General features: G+C 72.2%; 18 protein-coding genes and 1 pseudogene. 7 read left to right on the top strand and 12 right to left on the bottom strand.

Annotation, left to right across the window (positions count from 1 at the left end):
• Window positions 1–292: 292 nt before the first annotated feature.
• A complete protein-coding gene (locus tag ACFV9W_RS33230; RefSeq protein ID WP_385768674.1) occupies window positions 293–550 on the bottom strand; it encodes a hypothetical protein in 258 nt (85 codons plus the stop codon).
• Between the two features lie 3 nt (window positions 551–553).
• Between ACFV9W_RS33230 and ACFV9W_RS33235 the strand changes: the two genes are divergently transcribed.
• From ACFV9W_RS33235 to ACFV9W_RS33245, 3 genes are all read left to right on the top strand, one after another.
• Entirely contained in the window at window positions 554–832 is a 279-nt protein-coding gene (locus ACFV9W_RS33235; RefSeq protein ID WP_385768676.1) for a hypothetical protein, read from the top strand.
• A gap of 202 nt (window positions 833–1,034) precedes the next feature.
• Window positions 1,035–2,936: an ATP-binding protein gene (locus ACFV9W_RS33240; RefSeq protein ID WP_385768678.1), complete on the top strand. Its 1,902-nt coding sequence runs from the start codon at window positions 1,035–1,037 to the stop codon at window positions 2,934–2,936.
• A gap of 67 nt (window positions 2,937–3,003) precedes the next feature.
• Entirely contained in the window at window positions 3,004–3,405 is a 402-nt protein-coding gene (locus ACFV9W_RS33245; protein ID WP_385768680.1) for a hypothetical protein, read from the top strand.
• Here the strand turns inward: ACFV9W_RS33245 and ACFV9W_RS33250 are convergent.
• The 6 genes and pseudogenes from ACFV9W_RS33250 to gdhA all read right to left on the bottom strand — a co-directional run bounded on the left by ACFV9W_RS33250 (window position 3,365) and on the right by gdhA (window position 9,553).
• Window positions 3,365–5,704: an MFS transporter gene (locus ACFV9W_RS33250; protein ID WP_385768740.1), complete on the bottom strand. Its 2,340-nt coding sequence runs from the start codon at window positions 5,702–5,704 to the stop codon at window positions 3,365–3,367. The genes ACFV9W_RS33245 and ACFV9W_RS33250 overlap by 41 nt on opposite strands.
• 142 nt (window positions 5,705–5,846) lie before the next feature.
• Window positions 5,847–6,017: a cytochrome P450 gene (locus ACFV9W_RS33255; protein WP_385768742.1), complete on the bottom strand. Its 171-nt coding sequence runs from the start codon at window positions 6,015–6,017 to the stop codon at window positions 5,847–5,849.
• Between the two features lie 110 nt (window positions 6,018–6,127).
• Window positions 6,128–6,205 (bottom strand): annotated as a pseudogene (locus ACFV9W_RS33260) (hypothetical protein); the annotation flags it as partial.
• A gap of 237 nt (window positions 6,206–6,442) precedes the next feature.
• Window positions 6,443–6,901 (bottom strand): spore germination protein GerW family protein, encoded by a 459-nt coding sequence (locus ACFV9W_RS33265; RefSeq protein WP_385768681.1) that lies wholly within the window; start codon window positions 6,899–6,901, stop codon window positions 6,443–6,445.
• Between the two features lie 74 nt (window positions 6,902–6,975).
• Complete coding sequence (locus ACFV9W_RS33270; protein WP_385768683.1) at window positions 6,976–7,947, bottom strand: esterase/lipase family protein; 972 nt, start codon at window positions 7,945–7,947, stop codon at window positions 6,976–6,978.
• Window positions 7,948–8,197: 250 nt separating this feature from the next.
• Window positions 8,198–9,553, bottom strand: a complete 1,356-nt coding sequence (gene gdhA, locus ACFV9W_RS33275; protein ID WP_385768685.1) for an NADP-specific glutamate dehydrogenase — start codon at window positions 9,551–9,553, stop codon at window positions 8,198–8,200.
• A gap of 307 nt (window positions 9,554–9,860) precedes the next feature.
• On the opposite strand from gdhA, the gene ACFV9W_RS33280 reads away from it, so the two are divergent.
• The gene (locus ACFV9W_RS33280; RefSeq protein ID WP_385768687.1) at window positions 9,861–10,304 is read left to right on the top strand and encodes a hypothetical protein; all 444 of its coding nucleotides are present in this window, start codon (window positions 9,861–9,863) and stop codon (window positions 10,302–10,304) included.
• A gap of 306 nt (window positions 10,305–10,610) precedes the next feature.
• Here the strand turns inward: ACFV9W_RS33280 and ACFV9W_RS33285 are convergent, their stop codons facing one another.
• The 4 genes from ACFV9W_RS33285 to ACFV9W_RS33300 are packed head-to-tail and all read right to left on the bottom strand — an operon-like array spanning window position 10,611 to window position 13,415.
• Window positions 10,611–11,507, bottom strand: coding sequence for an MBL fold metallo-hydrolase (locus tag ACFV9W_RS33285; protein ID WP_385768689.1), 897 nt, complete (start codon window positions 11,505–11,507; stop codon window positions 10,611–10,613).
• Window positions 11,508–11,554: 47 nt separating this feature from the next.
• Entirely contained in the window at window positions 11,555–11,956 is a 402-nt protein-coding gene (locus tag ACFV9W_RS33290) for a YkvA family protein (protein WP_385768691.1), read from the bottom strand.
• Between the two features lie 17 nt (window positions 11,957–11,973).
• Window positions 11,974–12,615 carry a Chromate resistance protein ChrB gene (locus ACFV9W_RS33295; protein WP_385768693.1) on the bottom strand — a complete coding sequence of 214 codons (642 nt, stop codon included), beginning with the start codon at window positions 12,613–12,615 and terminating at the stop codon, window positions 11,974–11,976.
• A 41-nt stretch (window positions 12,616–12,656) separates the two neighbouring features.
• Window positions 12,657–13,415, bottom strand: a complete 759-nt coding sequence (locus ACFV9W_RS33300; protein ID WP_385768695.1) for a sulfite exporter TauE/SafE family protein — start codon at window positions 13,413–13,415, stop codon at window positions 12,657–12,659.
• A gap of 110 nt (window positions 13,416–13,525) precedes the next feature.
• Here ACFV9W_RS33300 and ACFV9W_RS33305 point away from each other — a divergent pair, with 110 nt between their 5' ends.
• From ACFV9W_RS33305 to thpR, 3 genes are all read left to right on the top strand, one after another.
• Window positions 13,526–14,449 (top strand): LysR family transcriptional regulator, encoded by a 924-nt coding sequence (locus ACFV9W_RS33305; RefSeq protein WP_385768696.1) that lies wholly within the window; start codon window positions 13,526–13,528, stop codon window positions 14,447–14,449.
• A gap of 61 nt (window positions 14,450–14,510) precedes the next feature.
• Window positions 14,511–17,171 carry a rifamycin-inactivating phosphotransferase gene (rph, locus tag ACFV9W_RS33310; protein ID WP_385768698.1) on the top strand — a complete coding sequence of 887 codons (2,661 nt, stop codon included), beginning with the start codon at window positions 14,511–14,513 and terminating at the stop codon, window positions 17,169–17,171.
• A 77-nt stretch (window positions 17,172–17,248) separates the two neighbouring features.
• Window positions 17,249–17,857, top strand: coding sequence for an RNA 2',3'-cyclic phosphodiesterase (gene thpR, locus ACFV9W_RS33315; RefSeq protein WP_385768700.1), 609 nt, complete (start codon window positions 17,249–17,251; stop codon window positions 17,855–17,857).
• Between the two features lie 13 nt (window positions 17,858–17,870).
• On the opposite strand, the gene ACFV9W_RS33320 is transcribed toward thpR, so the two are convergent.
• On the bottom strand, window positions 17,871–20,096 hold the full coding sequence (locus ACFV9W_RS33320) for a right-handed parallel beta-helix repeat-containing protein (RefSeq protein WP_385768702.1): 2,226 nt from the start codon (window positions 20,094–20,096) through the stop codon (window positions 17,871–17,873).
• Window positions 20,097–20,141 lie beyond the last annotated feature (45 nt).

Genomic DNA, 20,141 nt, shown 5'->3' on the forward strand with positions numbered 1-20,141 from the left:
ATACCGGCAAGGCATACCGGCAAGCCGCCCCCGAACGGGACGGCCTGGAACCCAACTGCCCTGAACTCAAGCGGTTGAGTGCGAGAACGCTAAAGCGCTGGAGCCGTGGGGGCAACAGGTTGCGCGCCAATTGCCCGCGAGTGGCGGGTATTTGTGGGGCGGGACTGCCCGACCGCCGTCACCAAAGGTGATTTTCCGTAGCTGCACGGTGAGTACCGGTGGATGGCAGGAGGAGACACCAAAACACATGAACCTTCGGGGCACCTCGTTGCTTTGCGCGCACACTATGGCTTTACGAACGCACTCGCCCCGGACCGGAGGCCCCGGCCCGTCCCAGGGACGCGGGTGTCCGGCCGGTGAACTCGCGGGCCGTGCGCGCCAGGTGGGCCTGGTCGGCGGCCGACAGCACGACCTTCCACACCGGGTGGCAGTGGGCGGCGACGCGGGAGGGGGCCGTCTCGGCGAACAGCGTCCCGTCGGGGCCCGGCGCGAACATCAGCCTGCGATCGTTTCGTTCAAGCGCCCAGGCGCGGTCGGGGACGACGCTCACACCATGGACCGTATCGCGGCAGTCGTTCTGGGCGTCTTCCTGGTGACAGTGGGGGTGACGCACTTCGCGCTGCCCGGCTATTTCCGTTCGCTGGTGCCGCGCCGGCTCCCCCGCCCCGCGCTGCTGGTCGCCGTCTCCGGGGGCGCCGAGGTCGTGGTGGGCGGATGGGCCGCGGCCGTGCTGACTGTGCGTCAACCTCTGCCACATCGGCTGGGCGGTCCGGGTCGCGCGGAGCGGCCATCCAGGAACCCCTGCGCACTTTCCTTAAAGCGTTGTGTGTGAAATATGTCCACGGAGGGCGTTTTTCATGGATTTCGTCATCGGGTGCATCCAAATTGTCTGCCCTGCGGGTACGCCTGCGCCCACGCGCACTACCGGCGCGCACCGCCCGCGTTGAAGCTGCCGGGAGTTGCCGACAGTAACGATTCTGCTGATCTTCGCTCACCGCCGTTCGTTCCATTCATCGCAGCCGTAAGGACACAAGGTGCGCAAGCAAGCCGGCGAGGTCGGCACGCTTCTCAGGCTCGTCGCGGACACCCGCGCCGACGACTCCCTCATCGGGCGAGAGGCGGAACTGACCCGACTGCGGAGCCTGTTGGCGGGCCACCGACTGGTCACCGTCACCGGCCCCGTCGGGGTCGGCAAGAGTCTGCTGGGCGACGCCGCCGTGCAGCGGGCCCGGCCGCCGAGGCGCCAGGTGGTGCGGGTGTCCTGGCCCGAGGCGACCGGGCGGCCCGGGGCCTTCCGGGACGCCGTGCGGCAGGCGCTGCTCGGCACCCCGCTCTCGCCGGACGGCCCGCCGACCGGGCGGCGGACGGCCCCTCGGGTCCTGCTGTTCCTCGACGACATCGACCCCGTCCATGACGAGTGCGTCGGCGTGATCCAGCGGCATCTGCTCCACCACCCGTCGCTGCAGGTCCTGATCACCGCTCGCCGCCCCCTCGGGCTCGGCGACGAAGCCGTGCTGCGGCTCGGCCCGCTCACCACCGAGCCCGAGGACGACGGCTCCCCCTCCCCCGCCGCCCGCCTGTTCCTGGCCACGGCCGGTGACGCGCTGCGGCGCCGCGATCCGGCCACCCTCGAACGCGTCCAGGCCGTCTGCGACACCCTCGAAGGACTGCCCCTGGCGGTCGAACTCGCCGCCGCGCAGCTGAGGTCGTACTCCCTGCACGACCTCGCCGAACTCGTGGAGCACGGGCAGACCTGGCTGCACAGCCCCCGACCGCGCCTTCGGCGGCACCGTTCCGTCGAGGAGGCCGTCGGCGCCGTGCACACGCTGTGCTCCCCCTGGATGCGGATGGTGTGGAGCCGCGCCAGCATCCTGGCCGGGTCGTTCGGCGAGGCGGCCGCCGTGCTGCTGTGCTCCGGCGGCGAGGTCGCCCCGCACCAGGTGCCGGGCCTGCTGACCCAACTGGCCGCGCTCGGCCTGCTCCAGCACGAGAACGACCCGCACGGACCCGGCGAGCCGCGCTACCGCATGCCCCCTGCCGTCCGAGAGTTCGGCGAGCGCCGGCTCACCGAGGCCGGCGAACTGGACATCGCCGTCGAACGCCGGGCCGGGCACTGCCGAAGGATCGTCCACCTCGCGGAGCACCTCTGGGAGCACGGCCACCAGACGCAGGCGCTGCGCCTCGTGGCCGACGAGCAGCACAACCTCAACGCCATCCTGCGGTACGCGCTGACCGACCCGCGGCCCGAGGCCACCGTCGCCGCCCTGGAGACCGCCACCCGTCTGTGGTTCTGGTGGGTCACGGGCCATGCCGCGACCGGCCTTCGCTACCTCCTGCAACTCCTGGCCCGCTGCCCCGACGACCACCCTTCGGCGGCCCCCGCGGCCTGGCTCGCCGCCTGGCTCGCCGCGCGCACCGACCCCGACACGGCCCTCACCCTGCTCGACCGGATCTGGCCCGGTGCCGTGCTCGACGGCGACGACACCCTGCTGGCCCGCATCGCCCATGTCCACGGCCTCATCGCCCTCACCCTCGGCGACCCGCTCCAGGCCGCCGACCTCTTCGAGCAGGCCTGTGTCCTCACCCCGGACCACGCCGCCGGCGGGCCGGGCCGGGCCGTGTACCTCGCGGCCCTCGCGTTCGCCCGGCGGGACACCGAGCCGCGCGCCGCGCACCGGGCGGCCCTCGCCGCGCTCGCCCAGCCCGGCCTGCGCGACGACGTGTGGTCGAGCATGCGCGCCCGCTACGCCCTGGCCCTCGTCGACCACCACAACGGCCGCGCCGCCCGCGCCTGGACCCGCGCCCACCGCGCGGTGTCCGACGCCGACTCGGCCACCTGCGCCCCACAGGCCCACGCCGCGCTGCACTCCCTGCTCACGGTGCTGCGCACGGGGCAGGCGGCCCCGGCGCCGGTGATCCCGGGGTTGTCCGGGTGACGCGACGACACACGCCGGGCCAACGGGCTTGATCTGAAGTGCGGTTGAGGTACGAGACTCGCGCACCATGAACACACCAGACAGCGGTCTTCTCCTGTTCCGCAACACGATGCGCATCACCGAAGGTCACCTGGAGGAGTTCCGGAACGCGATCGACCGGGCGGTGAGTTTCGTCGAGCGGCACGGCCCCCAGCTCATGGTGGAGGTCTTCGTCGACGAGGAGCGGCTGCTCGCCCACAGCTTCCAGCTCTACCAGGACTCGGACGCCGTCCGCGCGCACTGGAAGCTGTCCGATCCGTACATCCAGGACGTGATGGCGCACTGCCGCGTGGAGCACTTCGAGGTGTTCGGCGAGCCGGACGAGGACGTGGTGAACGGCATCCGGGGGTCGCTCGGCGACCAGCTCGCCCCGGCGTTCTCCCCGCGGTTCACCGGCTTCGTACGGTTCGGCGGTCCGCGGGACCACTGAGCGCCCGCGGCACGCGCGGCTCCGCGGCGAGCGGGCTCTCCGCCGGGCACAGCGCGATGATCGCGATGTCGTCGGCCAGGTGGTGGGTCCAGTCGCGGACGCCGTCGTCGAGGTGGCCGACGAGGTGCTCGGGGGTGCCGTACGGCGCGCGGGTCAGGCCCTCGGTCAGCGGGTAGAACTCGCCGGTCGAGTTGCGGGCCTCGCTCAGGCCGTCGGTGTGGGCCACGAGGGTCGCTCCGGCGCCCAGGCGCACCGTGTGCGGGGTGGGCGGGGCGCCGGAGCCGAGCGTGCCGAAGCCGAGGGGCAGCAGGGTCGGCAGGTCCAGCTCCGTGACACCGTCGGCGGTGACCTCCAACGGGGTGAGGTGACCGCAGTTGACGATGTGCAGCTCGCACGCCTCCTGCTCCGCACCGTCGTGCTCCAGCAGCAGCGCCGTGGCGAACAGTTCCTCGTCCCCGCGGGTGGCGGCCGCGCGCAGCACCTGCCGGTCCAGGCGGGCGGCGAGCTCCCCCAGCTCCTGCGTCTCGTACGCCTGGCTGCGGAAACAGCCCAGCAGATCGGTGACGGTCTGCACCGCCTGGAGGCCCTTTCCGCGTACGTCGCCGATGAGGATGCGGGTGCCGAACGGGGTGTGCAGGGCCTCGATGAAGTCGCCGCCGATGCCGGTGTCCGCGGTGGCGGGCCGGTACAGGCTCGCGAGGTGCAGTCGGCCCAGGTCCTCGGGTATCGGGTGCAGCACGGCGTGCTGCAGGGTGCTCGCGGTCTCGCTGATCCGGGCCAGCCGGTCGCGCTGTTCCCGGCGTGACCAGACGACGGCGCCGGCCGCCGCCCCGAAGGCGAGCGCGACGATCAGGGTGCCCGCGTCGCCGATACCGGTGCGTGTCAGCAGGTACTGGAGGGCCGCGGCGCAGGCCACCGCCACGGAGACCGCGACGCGGCCGAGCAGCAGGGCGGCCACGGCGAGCACGATGGTGCCGACGCGCAGCAGCTGGCGCGCCTCGGCGGGCATCGGGACGCTGTCGACGGCGGAGGTGTACGGCAGGGCCTGCGCGGCGGCGGTGCCCAGCAGGATGGATCCGGGCAGCAGGGCCGCGCTGGTGCCGAGGTGGGGGCGCGGGAGGGCGGCGAGGTAGCGCGCCATCTGCGGCGCGGCGGCGAGCATGACGCCGAAGCCGATGAGCGCCACGACGGCGAAGTCGCCGACCACCGGATAGCCGTGCACACCGAGCCCGGCGTGCAGCAGGACCAGGCCGAGCGCGGCCAGCGGCAGGCCGAGCGAGGAGCCGGTCACCGGGGCGATGGCGCGGCGCCGCACCAGCAGACAGCTCGCCGCGCCGCCGACGCCGAAGGCCGACAGGACGAACCCGGCGGACTCCGGGCCGACGCCCTTCTCGGCCGCGAGCACCGGGAGGGCCATGGCGAGCACGACCTGGGTGAAGCCGAGCGCGAGACCGGCGACCAGGGCACCCGCGCGCAGTGTGCCCGGCAAGAGTGCCGGGCGGCCGCGGGACAGCACCGGCAGGCCGGGGCAGCGCAGCCGCGCGACGACGAGCCCGACCGTGGCGACGAGCAGCAGCAGGCCCACGCGCGGGTCCGCCCACCCCCACACGGGGGCGAGCTGCAGCGCCGCGGGGGCGAGCACGCCGAAGGCGATCAGACAGCCGGCGCGGGCCCGGTCCGGCATCGCCTGGCGGGCCGCCCTGGAGGGTTCGGGTACGTAGCGGCGCACCAGTAACAGGGCCGCGACCGCCGCGAGGGTCATCGCGGCCATGGCCACGCGCCACCCGGTCGTGGACGCCGACCGCGGAGCCAGGTTCACGGCGAGCACGAAGCCGACGGACATGGCGGCCAGCCAGCCGCCCATCACCTTGCGCATCCGGCCCGGCAGGAACACGGTCGGCAGGAACGCGAGGCAGCTGACGAAGACGGCGGCCAGGGCGACGGCCACGACGATCCGCGCGAGCACGTACGACCAGCCGTCGAACGCGACGGCGTGCAGGGCGCAGCCCCCGGCGAGCACGGCCAGCGACACGCTCAGGACGGAGCGCCGTCCCCGGAGGTCGCCCGCGCGTCCCGCGACGACCAGGGTCAACAGTGCCAGGGACGAACCCACGACGCGGGCGACCACCTCGTGGCCCGTGCCGAGGCCCAGCTCGGCGTGGACCAGGGGGACGGCCGCGGAGTGCACCGCGGGGGCCATCACGTACAGAGCCGCTACGGCGGCGAGCAGCAGCCCGACCACGCGCGTCGAGCCCCGTGTGCCATCCGTCGCGAATCCGGACGCACCGGTGCCGACCATGTACTGACCTCCCTGGGGGTTCCCCCTTCCGCGTGGTCCTCCAGGGACTAGCGTCGCGGATCGCGTATGACCTACGTAAGGACCGAAAGTCCCTAAAGAGACTTTACAGACAAGAGGGAGGTAATCGGACGGGCTGCCGGGGTCAGCGCCTGACCAGGGCGACCGGCAGGCCGTCCTTGGGGAACGGCAGGGAGTGATGGTCCATCGGCGGTTCGTAGGCGGCGTCGACCGTCCAGCGGTAGGAGCGCAGCAGGCGGTGCATGATCGCCTTGATCTCCAGGCCCGCGAAGTACAGGCCGATGCACTTGTGCACGCCGCCACCGAAGGGCTCCCACGCGTACTGGTGCGAGCGGTCCTCGCGGCGGTCCGGGCGGGGATGCGCACGCCCTGCACCGTCGTGTCCTTCACCGCGTACCGGACGAGCGTCGGGACCGGCGCCCGCAGGCGCAGCGCCTCGCGCATCACCAGGTCGACGGATTCCAGGCCCTCCAGCTCCGCCATCGACGGCGAGGTGCAGGCGCCGGGTGTACGCCGCCGACCGCTCGCGGGTGAAGGCCTGTTGCATGATCCGGCGGTACACCTTGTGCTCTTCGAAGTCGATGAGCATGAGCCCGCGGTGGAAGACGGTCCGACGAGTTGCGCCCACGCCGGCTCGTTGGCGAACGCCTTGTCCTTGTTCAGGCCGCGGTGATCACGCCGCTGGACCGAAATGCCCCGCGCCCCCGACCTCCTCGACCGTCATGCGGTCACCTCGCCTCTCACCGGCTTGCCGTGCCGGCCGCGCCGCGCCTTCACCACAGCCCGCATCATCCGGCTCCCGGCGAGGCCGACGAGCAGCGTGGCGAGCGGCAGCGCCACGTCCACCCACGGATCGCGGATCGGCTTGTACGTGGCGGTGCCGTCCTTGATCTCGATGAAGCCGAGCGGCTTGGCCCCCGCACCGCCGCCGCCTCCCCCGCCCTCGCCGTCCTTGTCCCCGGTCTTCTCACGCCCGGCGCCGCCACCGAAACCGAAGCCGACCTGGGCGACCGGGACGACGGTGACTCCCTCCCGGAAGACCGGCTCGCCGAAGACCGCGGCGACGGAGGCCCGGCCGCCGAGCTTGTCGGCCAGCCGTTCCAGCAGCGCGGCGGACGCGTGTGCGGTGGTGAGCTCGGCGGGTGAGGTGGCCACGGCCTGTCCGTCCTGACGGGTCATGCGGTGCCTCCCTGGCGTGCCTTCCGGGGCAGAGCACTACACGCTAGGCCGGAGGCCACCGCTCCGCCAGCAGGTCACAGGAGTTGGAGGCCGTAGCCGCGGCAGCGGGGGCGGAAGTCGGACGGTCCGTCGGCGAGGGCGTTCATGGTGATCTGGAGCGTCGGGTCGTCGTTGAACAGGCCCATGTGTCCCGCACGGTCGTCGGGGCAGGCGTCCTGCAGCAGCACGTTGTCGACGTCCTTGCCCTTGAGCGCCTGGGTGGCGTACGGCGTGACGACGGTGTCGTACTTCGTCATGACGACGGTGTAGTGCGGCCCGTCCGGGACGGTGTCCCCGTCCGCCCACATCTCGCGGGTGTACTCGGAGGTGGCCGTCTGCTCGATGACGCCGGGAAACTGCCCCACATCCGACAGCCGCGTCACGAAGCCCATCAGGTTGAGCGCGGAGCCGAGGCCGACGATTCCGTTGAGGTCGGTGCCGTGCGAACTCGGCGCCCAGCCGACGTAGTTGTCGACCTTCTTGGCGCCGCCCATCTTCTTCATCCACCACATGGGGACGTTTCCGCCCAGCGAGTGGCCGACGATGTTCACCTTCTTCGCGCCCGTCGCGGCGAGTGTCTTGTCCACGAACGCGTCGAGCTGAGCCGCCGACTCGCGGTTCGGGCCGAGTCCGCCGACGCGCCCGAGGGACGCCGACGTGAAACCGTAGTTCATGGCGTAGACGCAGTAGCCGGCGTTCTTCAGACGGGGCGCCGCCTTCACGAAGTTGGCGCCGAAGTTGAAGAACGTACCCGGCAGCAGGACGACCGGCTCCGGATGCTCGGCACTGGGCCTGCACGACCAGTCGTTGGCGCCGGGAACGGCTCCCGGTGAACTCACATAGTTGGCCAGGGCCTGCGCCACACCACCCTCGGGAAGTCTCTCCGCGTCGTCCGCGTGCGCGGGAGCCGCGGCCAACAGGGTGAGGGCGGTGGAGGCGCAGACGGCCACGGCGGCCAGGGCCCTGCGGGATCTCGGCCGCTGTGGGGACGGATCGGTCACGGGCATACGTGTCTCCTGGGGTACGGCACGGAGGAACGGGCGTCGAGGCAAGACTGAGGCAGGAGACACCTCCCTGCACCCCGGCCGACGCCCAGACATCGGCGGGTCCGGCCCTGATCCCGTGCCGGTCGGCGGCCGACCGGGTGACACACGCGCTCGACGCGACGGAAGCCCCGTAGGAAAGGGGCCGCCGACCGCACACCGTCGAGCGGTGCACACGGCCGGCGGCCCCTGGGTCCGCCTTGTCGAACCGACCTCAGATGACACCCTGCGCCAGCATCGCGTCGGCGACGCGCTCGAAGCCCGCGATGTTCGCGCCCGTCACGTAGTCGCCGGGGGCGCCGTAGCGCTCGGCGGTCTCGTGGCAGGTGGCGTGGATGTCCTTCATGATGTGCGCCAGCTCGTCCTCGACCCGCTGCGCGGTCCACGACGTACGGGCGTGGTTCTGCGCCATCTCCAGCGCGCTGACGGCGACGCCGCCCGCGTTGGCCGCCTTGCCGGGGCCGAAGGCGACACCCGCCTTCTGGAAGAGGTGCACCGCCTCGGGCGTGGTCGGCATGTTGGCGCCCTCGGAGACCGCCTTGACGCCGTTGCGGATGAGCGCGGCGGCGTCGTTCTCGTCCAGCTCGTTCTGCGTGGCGGAGGGCAGCGCGACGTCACCGGCGACGTCCCAGACCCGCCCGCCGGGCACGAACCGGGCGGAGGCGCCGCGGCGTTCGGCGTAGGCGTCGACGCGACCCCGTTCAACTTCCTTGATCCGCTTGAGCAGTTCGAGGTCGATGCCCTTCTCGTCAACGACGTAGCCGGAGGAGTCGGAGCAGGTGACCGGATTGGCGCCGAGGGCCTGCAGCTTCTCGATGCTGTAGATGGCGACATTGCCGGAGCCGGACACGACGGCCGTCTGGCCCTCCAGATCCTCGCCGCGCTCGCGCAGCATGGCCTCGGCGAACAGCACGTTGCCGTACCCGGTGGCCTCCGGGCGGATCAGCGAGCCGCCCCAGCCCTGGCCCTTCCCGGTGAGGACGGACTCCCAGCGGTTGGTGATGCGCCGGTACTGCCCGAAGAGGTAGCCGATCTCACGGCCGCCCACGCCGATGTCGCCCGCGGGAACGTCGGTGTGCTCGCCGATGTGCCGGTACAGCTCCGTCATGAACGACTGGCAGAACCGCATGACCTCGGCGTCGCTGCGCCCGTGCGGGTCGAAGTCACTGCCGCCCTTGCCGCCGCCGATCCCGAGACCGGTCAGCGCGTTCTTGAAGATCTGCTCGAAGCCCAGGAACTTGATGACGCCGAGGTTGACCGACGAGTGGAAGCGCAGCCCGCCCTTGTACGGACCGAGCGCGCTGTTGAACTCGACGCGGAACCCGCGGTTGACCTGCACCCGGCCGCGGTCGTCGGTCCACGGCACCCGGAACATGACCTGCCGCTCGGGCTCGACGAGCCGCTCCACGAGGCCGGCCTCCGCGTACTCGGGGCGGGCCTGGAGCACCGGAGCGAGGGTCTCGAGGACCTCGTGCACGGCCTGGTGGAACTCGGGCTGCGCGGGGTTGCGCTTTTCGATCTCGGCAAGGAGGTTGCCGAGGATGTCCTGCGTGTTGGTTCGCGTCGTCACTGAAAGCCTTTCGGGCTCGGCAGTCGCCATCTCCCTGCGGGTGCGGCTCGCTCGGGTCCGGTCGTTCGATGAGCGCGCGGCGCCATTGCCGTGCGTGGGACAGGGGTAAGTGTTACGCGCAGGTAAACGACTTGACCAGTGCCATCCGGATTCCGGACGACATGACTCCGCACACAGGCCAATTCGACCGGGACGGATGGAACTTACCTCACCATTCGGACCTTTCTGGCTCGGACTTCCTGCCGTGCGGAGGGGTGGGGGAGAATACCGGCCTGGCGTCCGAACCAGGCCGGAAGGAAGCGTGCGCGTGATCAAGTGGGTGTCCGTCGAGAGCACCGGACCGCGTCCCGTCCCCCGGCCCGTGGCCACGCCGCTGGTGTGGGCGGTGACCGGCGGCACCGCCCTGCTGCTCGTGGCGCTCATCAATACGCTGCTCGGTCCCGGCCGCCCCTGGCTCGCGCTCACCGCGCTCGCCCTGCTCGCCGCGGGGCTCGGCTTCTGCGCCCGGTTCACCGCGGCGCCCGGCACCGCCGTGCTGTGCTGGCTGTTCCTCAACGGCTTCGCGATTCCGCCCGCGGGCACCCTCAGCTGGATCGGCCACCGGGACACGGTGTGGCTGACCTGCCTGCTGACCGCCACCCTCGTCGGCACACTGTGGGCCCGCGTGACGCACGCCCGGGCGGCGTACCGCACGATCACCCCGGCTCCGGCCCCGCGAACGACGCTGGGCGACGACCCGCTGACCCGCTGAATCCGCGTCGCGCCCCGACTTCACCGTCCGACCGGTCGGCCCGGCCCCGCTGGTTCGAGGAAGCGGGGCCGGGCCGGAGGGGAAGAGGCCGGCTGCGGAGTGTGCACTCCCCCGTACGCTCATCACGCGACAGGTGCCGCAGCCGGTCCCACCGTACGCAACGAGCCGCGATCCGCCATGTTCTGCCATTCGGCACCGGGTTGACGAATTGCACCGGACTCCCCGGCCACCTTCACACGGTGGGCACGTGGTTCATCCAGGGTCCCGAGGCCGACCGGTGCGCGGGGAGTTCCGCTGCACGCCCTGCTACGCCGCCCGGAAGCGTCCCGGCTCCACTTCCTCGACCCGGCCCTGACCCAGCAGCCGGTCCAAGTGCCGCCTTGCGGTGCGCAGTTCCACGGGGCGGATGTGTGCGCCTTCGACGTGCGGCCGGTAGACCAGCCGGTGGTCGGAGATCTCGTCCGTCGTGTGCGGTTCGCCGAGGAACGCGAGCAGCTCCCCGTCGCGCCTTTCCACCACACCCGCGTACGCGTCGAGCCTGCGGCGGAATTCGGCCGCGCCTTCGATCACACCCTTCTGGTGGGCGGTGCCGTACCAGCGGACGTCGATGTCCGCGCAGCGCCGCATCGACGCCTCGAAGTCGACGAGGCTGCTGCCCACGTCCCCGTAGTACGGGCCGAACGAGGTGAGGTCGATGTCCGCGACGAACAGGAAACCGTCGGGCTCGACGAGGAATCCGCTGTGGCCCGCGGTGTGTCCGGGGAGGTGGACGACGGTCACCGTGCGCCCTCCCAGGTCGAAGACGGTGCCGTCCTTGAACGCCTGCGCGTCCGGGCGGCCCGTCACATGGAACTCGTCCCGCATCTGCGCGTCGACGGCCTCGACCGTGTCCGGCGGCAGCCCGAGCGCGTCGACCAGCGCGGCGCGCGAACGCAGCGCTTCGAGGTCACCGTGGTGCACATGGACGGGCACGTCGTAGCGCCCGAGTCCCGCGATGTGGTCCTCGTGGGCGTGGCTCACGAGGACGAGGTCCGCGGGCGGCGCGTCATCGACGAGCGACAGCGAGGGGTCGACGACCAGCGAGGCGTCCGTGCCGCGCACGAGCAGCGAATTGCCGTACGGGTAGGCGCCGTTGCGGGCGCCGACGAGCACGCTGACCGATCCGTACTCCTGCGGGGTGTATCCGGTGGGGCGGGGTTCCATGGGCCCGTTTCTATCGAACAGCGGCTCGTACCGCCATAAGGCACCCCTCAGCGGTCGATGCCGGTGAGCCGGGCGAGCGCGGCGAAACCGTCGTCCGTGCCGGGCCAGTGGGCGCGGACCGCGTCGATGCCCGCCCGGCGGACGACTCCGCGCAGCACGAAGGCGACCACGATCGCGTCGTCGGCGTAGCCGATCACCGGCAGGAAGTCGGGGATCAGGTCGATGGGGCCGGCCAGGTAGACCATGAGCAGGGCGAGCCGGACCCGTGCCCCGCGCGGGAGTTCACGGTCGGTGGCAAGGCGCTTGAGCAGCCGCAGCAGGTCAGGCAGGAGCCGCATCGCCTCGCCGAGCAGGGCGTCCTTGGGGCGTACGAGGAGCAGGGCGATCAGCAGCGCGAGCCAGGCGACCAGCAGGCCGGCGGCGATGCCGAGGAGGATCTCCCACCACATGTCGGAGGGGCTCGCTCTCAGTGTCGGTCGACGGCGCGCAGGTGTGTCGTGGCGCGGGGCGCATGGGGGGCGTGGGCGGCTGCTGTCTCCGCGGCGAGCGCCGCGTCCTCGAAAGCGGCGAGGGCGGTGCGGCAGCGCTCCACCGCGTCGCGGGCCGCCTGCCCTCCGGGGGCGTCGAAGTAGTCGCGGGCCGTGATCTTCGCGAGCCATTTGTCGAAGCGCTCGAGATCAGCCTCGGACTCCTCGACCTCGGCGTAGGTGGCGCGTCCGCGCGCGGTCTCCCGCTCCAGTTCGGCGAGGAGCTGCGGGGTGCGCTCGACGACCTCGGCGTACTCCTCGTCGCGTGCGGCGTTGAACTCGGCCAGCAGGTCGGCGCGTTCGGACCGCTCCTCGACGGTGACGGTGAGGGAACGGGCCGTGCCGCCGTCCTTGCGGACCGAGGCCAGCAGGCGCTGGACCTGGCGGCGCACGGCGGGCCGGTCGGGCAGGAGACACACCGAGTTCTGCAGGTAGAGCGCGCCCAGGGAGCGCAGCTTGCGCCAGACCCGGACGCGGGTCGCCTCGGGGGCGCCCGCGGTGCTCGTGGTGATCAGCAGAAAGCGATCCAGGACCTCAGGCGTCTCCGAGCCCTCCGGGGCTGCCTCCGTTTCTTCTGTCATGTAACGACCGTAACATTCACCAGTTCGTTCCAGTGCGCCGCTCAACCGCGCAGGAAGTACAGCACCGTCGTGATCACGGCCGTCGACAGCAGGACGCCGCGCAGCAGCCGGGCGGAGAGGCGGCGGGCCAGATGGGCGCCGAGGTAGCCGCCCGCCACGGCGCCGATCAGCATCGCCACGAGGAGAAGCGGGGCGCTCAGCGCGGCCGAGGCGAGGAGGAAGAGCACGGTCGCGCTGAGGTAGATGGCGGCGAGCTGGGTGACCCGCATGGGATTGCCGGCCGCGGCGTCGAGGCCGAAGCCGATGCCCCACAGGGCCAGCATCAGGATGCCTACGGCTCCGCCGAAGTATCCGCCGTAGACACCGAGGAAGAACTGGCCGATCAGGACGGCGCGCGCACTCATGCGGACCGGGCGGCCCAGCGCACGGGACAGCGCGCTCGACAAGTGGCGCCCGAAGGCGAGGACCACCGTCGCGAACGCGAGCAGCCACGGCACGGCGGCATCGAAGGAGGACGCGGGGAGCACCAGGAGCAGGCCCGCGCCGACGGCGCCGCCGGCCACACTGACCGCCGTCAGCGCTCTCGTGGACGCGGCCCCGACGGGGGTGAGTTCGCGCCGGTAGACCCACGCGCTGGCGACGGCGCCGGGCACGAGGGCGACGCGCGACACCGCGTTCGCGACCACCGGTGGCAGGCCGACGGCGACGAGCGCGGGCAGCGCGACGAACGTTCCGCCGCCACCGATGGCGTTCAGGGCTCCGGCGGCGACGCCGGCCAGCAGGACAAGGAAGGGCTCCATCACCCGCAGAGCATCACCCGGCGACGATCGACACCACAATGCGCCATCGACGAGCCCAGCCTAAGGCTGTGGCTAAGGCTGGGCCCGAGGCTCTGCCCTAGGCTGGGCGCGTGCGCTACGACCTGGACGACCTGCGGCTCTTCCTCCACATCGTCACCGAGGGCTCGATCACGGCGGGCGCCCGGCGCATGCACCTGAGCCTGCCCTCGGCCAGCGCCCGGGTGCGCTCGCTGGAACACCACGCCGGAGTGGCGCTGTTGATCCGCGGCCGCCGGGGTGTGCGCCCCACTCCCGCGGGGGCGACGCTGGCCCGCCACGCACGCGACGTCCTCGACCGCACCGCGCGGCTCGACAGCGCCGTCGCGAGCTACACCCGGTCCCCGCACTCCCGGCTGACCCTGCTGTGCGGCGGCTCCGCGATGCACCGGCTCGTGCCGCAGGCCCTGGTCCCGTTCCTGCGCGCCCACCCCGACACCGACGTCACCGTGTCCGAGAGCCGCACACCGCGGACCGTGCGCAGGCTCGCCGACGGCGAGGCGGATCTGGGGGTCGTCATCGACGACGAGGCGGACCCGCGGGTCGTCACCGACGGCGGGGCCGGCGACAGCGGTCTGCGCACCGAACCCCTGGGCGACGACTCCCTCGTGGTCATCGGTCAGGCCGGAGGCGTTCTCGACGGGCGGACCTCGCTGACGTACAGCGAGGTCGCCGAGCACCCGCTCGTGGGCCTCGACGCCGGCTCCTCGCTGCGCCGCTGGATCGAGAAGCGGCTCGGGCCGCACGCGCCGGTGGTGCGCCACCGCACCACCGTCGCCGACCTGAACGTCCTGGTCTCCCTCGCCGCCGCGGGCGCCGGGCTCGCCGTCGTGCCGCGCCGCGCGATCGACCCCCGCCATCCGCTGGACGTGTGCGAGTTGCAGGACCCGTGGGCCCGACGGCGCCACCTACTGGCCTGGGGCGCCAAGGACGGCGCCCCGTCGCCGGCGGCCGAGGCGCTCGCCGGGCACCTGCGCCGAGCGGCCCAGGAGTCATGATCCGGCGCACATCGTTCATAGTGGGCTCTCGGAAACGGACGGCCGCCCGGGAGGCAGCGCAGTGAGCGAGCAGTACGTGGTGGGCCTGCGAGAGGTCGACGAGACGGACGTCGCCCTCGTCGGCGGCAAGGGCGCACACCTGGGCGGCCTCGCACGGATCGAGGGTGTCCGGGTTCCGGCCGGTTTCTGCGTGACGACGGCCGCCTTCCGGCGGGCCATGGGGCAGGCGCCGTCGCTCGCCGAGCGGCTCGACCGGCTGGCGGGCACGGATCCGGACGACCGGGAGTCGATCCGTACGCTCAGTGCGGTGATCCGCGGGACCGTCGAGGGCATCGGCGTCCCGGACGACTTCGCGGCGGAGATCGGGCGCGCGCTCGCGGACCTGGGCGAGCGGACCGCCTGCGCCGTCCGCTCCAGCGCCACCGCGGAGGACCTGCCGACCGCGTCCTTCGCCGGCCAGCAGGACACGTACCTGAACGTCATCGGGCCCGAGGAGATCCTCCGGCACATCGGCAGGTGCTGGGCCTCGCTGTTCTCCGTGCGGGCCGTGACGTACCGTCAGCGGGCCGGCATCGACCACCGGACGGTCGACATGGCCGTGGTCGTCCAGCGGATGGTGCGCCCCGAGTCCTCGGGCATCCTGTTCACGGCGGACCCGGTCACGGGCAACCGCAAGGTCGCCACCGTGGACGCCGGCTTCGGCCTCGGCGAGGCCCTGGTCTCCGGTCTGGTGAACCCCGACGTGTTCCGGGTGCGCGACGGCGCGGTCGTCGAGCGGACCATCGCCGCCAAGCAGCGTGCCGTGTACGCGCTCCCGGGCGGCGGCACGCGGGAAGTGACGGTCGACGCGCGGCGGCAGGAGCAGCCGTCCCTGACCGACACCCAGGTCGTACGCCTGGTGGAACTCGGGCGTCGCGTCGAGGCACACTTCGGCCGGCCGCAGGACATCGAATGGTGTCTCACGGGTGACGGCACCAGTGGCGGCACCCGTGAGGGCACCTCTGCCGGTGACGGCACCGAGTTCCAGATCGTGCAGAGCCGCCCCATCACGACCCTCTTCCCCGTCCCGGACCGCGACGACTTGGAGAACCACGTCTACCTTTCCGTCGGCCATCAGCAGATGATGACCGACGCGATGCGGCCACTGGGCATCTCCGTGTGGCAGCTGACCGCGATGGCGCCGATGCACGAGGCCGGCGGGCGGCTGTTCGTCGACGCCACCCGGCGCCTTGCCGCACCCACGAGCCGCGCGGCCCTCCTCGACCTCGTGGGAAGGGGCGACCCGCTGTTCAGGGACGCACTCGAAACCGTCCTCGACCGCGGCGACTTCGTGCCGACGCTGCCCGACCCGGCGCCCGCCGTGCCACCGGCAGGCGGCGGTCCGCCCGCGCCGATCGCGACGGACCCGGCCGTCGTCGCCGGGCTGATCGAGCGCAGCCAGGAGTCCGTCGCCGCCCTGGAGCGCGACATCCGGACGAAGACCGGACCTGCCCTGTTCGACTTCCTGCTCGACGCCTTCGAGGAGCACAAGCGTGCGCTCGGCGACCGGCTGAGCATGCAGGCGGTCATGGCGGGCATGGAGGCCACGTGGTGGCTCAACGACAAGCTGTACGAGTGGCTGGGCGAGAAGAACGCCGCTGACACCCTCACGCTCTCCGCCCCTGGCAACGTCACCTCGGAGATGGGTCTCGCGCTGCTCGACGTCGCGGACGTGATCCGCCCGCACCCGGAAGTGGTGGCCTTCCTCCAGGACGCCGGGCGCCTCGCCGACGACACCTTCCTGGACGAGCTGGCCGAGCGCGCGGGCGGCGCCGAGGCACGTGACGCCATCGAGGCGTACCTCGACCGGTACGGCATGCGCTGCGTCGGCGAGATCGACATCACCCGTCCGCGCTGGAGCGAGCGCCCCACGACGCTCGTGCCGGTGATCCTCGACAACGTACGGAACTTCGAACCGGGCGCGGCGGCACGGCGGTTCGAGGGCGGGCTGGAGAAGGCGCGCCAGAAGGAGGCGGACGTGCTGTCACGTCTGCGTGCCCTGCCCGTGGACGGGGAGGCGAAGGCCGCCGAGACCCGGCGGATGATCGAGCGCGTGCGCACGTTCATCGGGTACCGCGAATACCCCAAGTACGCCATCATCCAACGCTACTTCGTCTACAAGCGGGCGCTGTCGGAGGAGGCGGCGCGTCTGGTGCGGGCGGGTGTCCTCGCCGACCCGGAGGACATCCACTACCTCACGTTCCCGGAACTCCACGACGTCGTCCGTACGAACCGGGCGGACGGCCGGCTCATCCAGCGGCGCAAGGACGACTTCCGCACGTACCAGTCGCTCACCCCGCCGCGCGTGCTCACCTCGGACGGCGAGGCCGTCAGCGGAACGTACCGGCGCGCGGACGTGCCGGACGGCGCGCTGCTCGGGCTGCCGGTCTCCGCCGGTACCGTCGAGGGACGGGCGCGCGTCGTCCTCGACATGGCGCAGGCCGATCTGGAGGCGGGTGACATCCTGGTCACGGCCTACACGGACCCCAGTTGGTCGCCGTTGTTCGTCGCGGTCGCGGGCCTGGTCACGGAGGTGGGCGGGCTGATGACGCATGGCGCGGTGGTCGCCCGGGAGTACGGCCTGCCGGCGGTCGTGGGCGTGGCCGGGGCCACCCGCCTCATCCGGGACGGTCAGCGGATCCGGGTGCACGGCACGGACGGATACGTCGAACTCCTGGACTGACCGGGCGCACGGCCCATAGCGGCCCCGCCGCACGGCCGCCTCTCCACCCATCGACCGAGAAAGACACGAAGGCACACGTGACCGACCCGTCCGAGCCCGCCGCCACCCAGCGCGCGTTCGTCGCGCTCGCCCCGCCCGACGCCGCGAAGGAGGAACTGGCGCACGCGCTGCGCCCGGTCTACGCCGCCCACCCCCGGCTGCGGGAGAACCGCGTCGAGGACTGGCACATCACACTGGCGTTCCTCGGCGAGCAGTCGGTGGAGACCGTCGAGCGGCTGCGGCAGCCGCTCTCCGGCCTCGCGGCCGACCACCCCTCCCCCGAGCTGGCGCTGCGCGGCGGCGGGCACTTCGACGAACGGGTGCTGTGGAGCGGCGTGGTGGGCGACCTCGACGGCCTGCACCTGCTGTCCGAAGCGGTCCGAAAGCAGGTCAGGGCCTGCGGGGTCGACTTCCCCGAGCGTCCGCTGCGCCCGCACCTGACGCTGGCCCGCGCCCGCCGCCACGACACGACGTCCGTCCCCGAGGCGGCCGCCGCGCTCGACGCCTTCACCGGCCGCCACTGGCGCTCGCTCCGCCTCCACCTGGTCGGCAGCACGCCCGGCAACACACCCCCGCCGAGGCGCTACCGGGACATCGCGGCGTGGGAGCTGACGGGCGACGGGCTCGCGGAACCACCGAAGGGCTGAGGACCGAGGACTGTCAGGGGTGCACCAGCACGTGGCTCAGGCCCACCCGCCCCGTGCCCTTCAGCTTGATACGGACGTAGCGGGCCTCACTGTTGGTGTCGAGGAGAGTGGGGCGCAAGGCCTTGCCGGTGATGTGTGCGGTCGTCGCGTCGGAGAAGTCGGCGGCCCTGGCGAGCTGTATGTCGAAGTCGCCCGTGGTCGTCGACGCGTCGTTCCAGACCTCGACCTGGCCGATGTGCCGGACGGCGGCGAGGTCGAGCTGCCACCAGGCGCCGGGTTCGGACAGGGTGCGGGTGTCGGTGGAGGTGTCGCCGTCGGTCGCGCGTGCCGCGGTGGCGGTGCCGTCGGTGGAGGACTGGGTGGCGGTGCCGGTGCGGGCGAGGTCCCGGCGGAGCTGTTCGACGCTGCCGTGGGGGTCAGCGCCGGCCGATCCGGCCACCTTCAGTGCCTCGGCGGGCAGCCGGTCGAGCTTGGTGTGGTTGCCGGTCATGGTGGAGCCGGTGCCGCCGAGCGCGGGCGCGTCGGTGTCCGTCCAGTTGCCGGTGGCGTGGTTGTCGATGCCGTAGTCCGCCCAGTTGGACACCCACTTGTAGCCGATCCGGGTCAGGACGTTGCGGGTGACGGTGATGTGGCTGGACTGTTCGTCGAGGTAGACGCCGTTGCCGTCGCGCTCCGTGTTGCCGTACGCGCTGCGGTTGAGGTAGTTCCCGGAGATCACGGTGCCGGGCTGGGCGCCCTGGGTGTAGATGGCGCCGCCGTCGTGCTGGTCGTACTCGACCCGCATGGCGTTGCTGATCCGGTTGTTCGTGATGCGGTTGTCGCGCAGGACGGACTTCTGGACCTCGGGCTGGTTCCAGCCCCAGCCGACGGAGATGCCGGAGTACGGCAGGTCTTCGAGGGTGTTGTGGTCGATGACGGTGTCCGCCTCGTAGCCTGCCCAGATGCCGACGGCGTCCGAGTACTCGACGCCGGTGTGCCGGACGGTGTTGTACGACACCGTGTTGCGCGCGCCGGTCAGTTCGGCGGTCGGCCGGGGTTCCGTGTCACCGATGTAGGCGGCTCCAGAGGACAGGTCGGTGAAGCGGGAGCGGGTGAGGGTGGAGTCCTGGGTGCCCCGCTCGAAGATCACCCCCGCGCCGCCGAGCCGGGTGAACGAGGCGTCGTCGACGACCACGTCCCGGCCGCCGCGGACGGTGAGCGCGGCGGCGGGCTTGGTGTAGTGGCGGCCGGCGTGGTCCACGGGCCCGGTGGCTCCGGTGAGGGTCAGTCCGGCCTGGGTGCCCGCGTAGCCCTCGTCGGTGTCGGGCTGGCGGTAGGCGGCGTACGCGAAGCCGATGCCGGTGAGGCGGACGTCGTGGGCGCCGTCGAGTGTCACGAGGTTCTCCGTGGCGGGGGTGACCGCCAGGAAGCGGCGCGGGTTCTCGCCCTCGCGCGGCAGGTACGTGACGGTCCGCGCGGTCGAGTCCCACACGAACTCCCCCGGCTTGTCGAGGAGTTCGCGGGCATTCTCGAAGAACGACACCTTCGCGTAGCGGCTGGAGTCGACGGTGGTGGTGTCCCAGGCGGGTCCGGTGCGGTCGGTGCCTGAGGAGGCGTTGGTCCAGCAGGGCTGGGCGAACGTCATGAGGTCGCCGCTGACGGAGGCGATCCGGCAGTGGTAGTTGCGCCAGCGCACCCGGATGACGGCCTCGGCGTCGGTGGGCCGCTCCCACTTGTTGATGCCGGTGCGTTCAGCGCCGGTCATGCCCGCCTTGGTGGCGTCGCACACGGAGGCGGCGCAGGAGTCGCCACGCGCCCGGACGGCCCGTACGCCGTCGACGAAGAGCTGGCGCGGGGTGACACCTTCCGGGACCTTCGCCGTCCAGGTGCCGTCGTCGTTGGCGGACCAGCCGGTGATCGCCCGGCCTCCGGAGAGGACGGGGCGTGCGCCGGGCGCGGCGGTCCAGGTGACACCGGAGTCCTTGGAGCCGAGGTCGAGCGGGCGGCTCAACTCGTAGGTGCCGTCGGCGAGTTCCACGCGAACGTCGTTGCCGGTGACGGCGCGCGCCGCGTCGCGGGCACCGTCGAGCGAGCAGGGTTCGGCGAGGCTGCACGCGGAACCGGAGCCGTGCGGCGCCGCGTGCAGCACCTTGATGTCGGCGGCTCCCGCCCGGGCTGCGGGCAGGAGGGCGAGCGAGAGGGCGACGGCGGACATGAACGCCGTCGCCGCGGTGCGGGCCGTGCGGACACCGGATCTCATACGGGGCCTTCCTCTCGGGCGGCTGGAACACGGACGGGCTCGGCG

Source organism: Streptomyces sp. NPDC059897 (assembly GCF_042730865.1).
Lineage (GTDB): Bacteria > Actinomycetota > Actinomycetes > Streptomycetales > Streptomycetaceae > Streptomyces.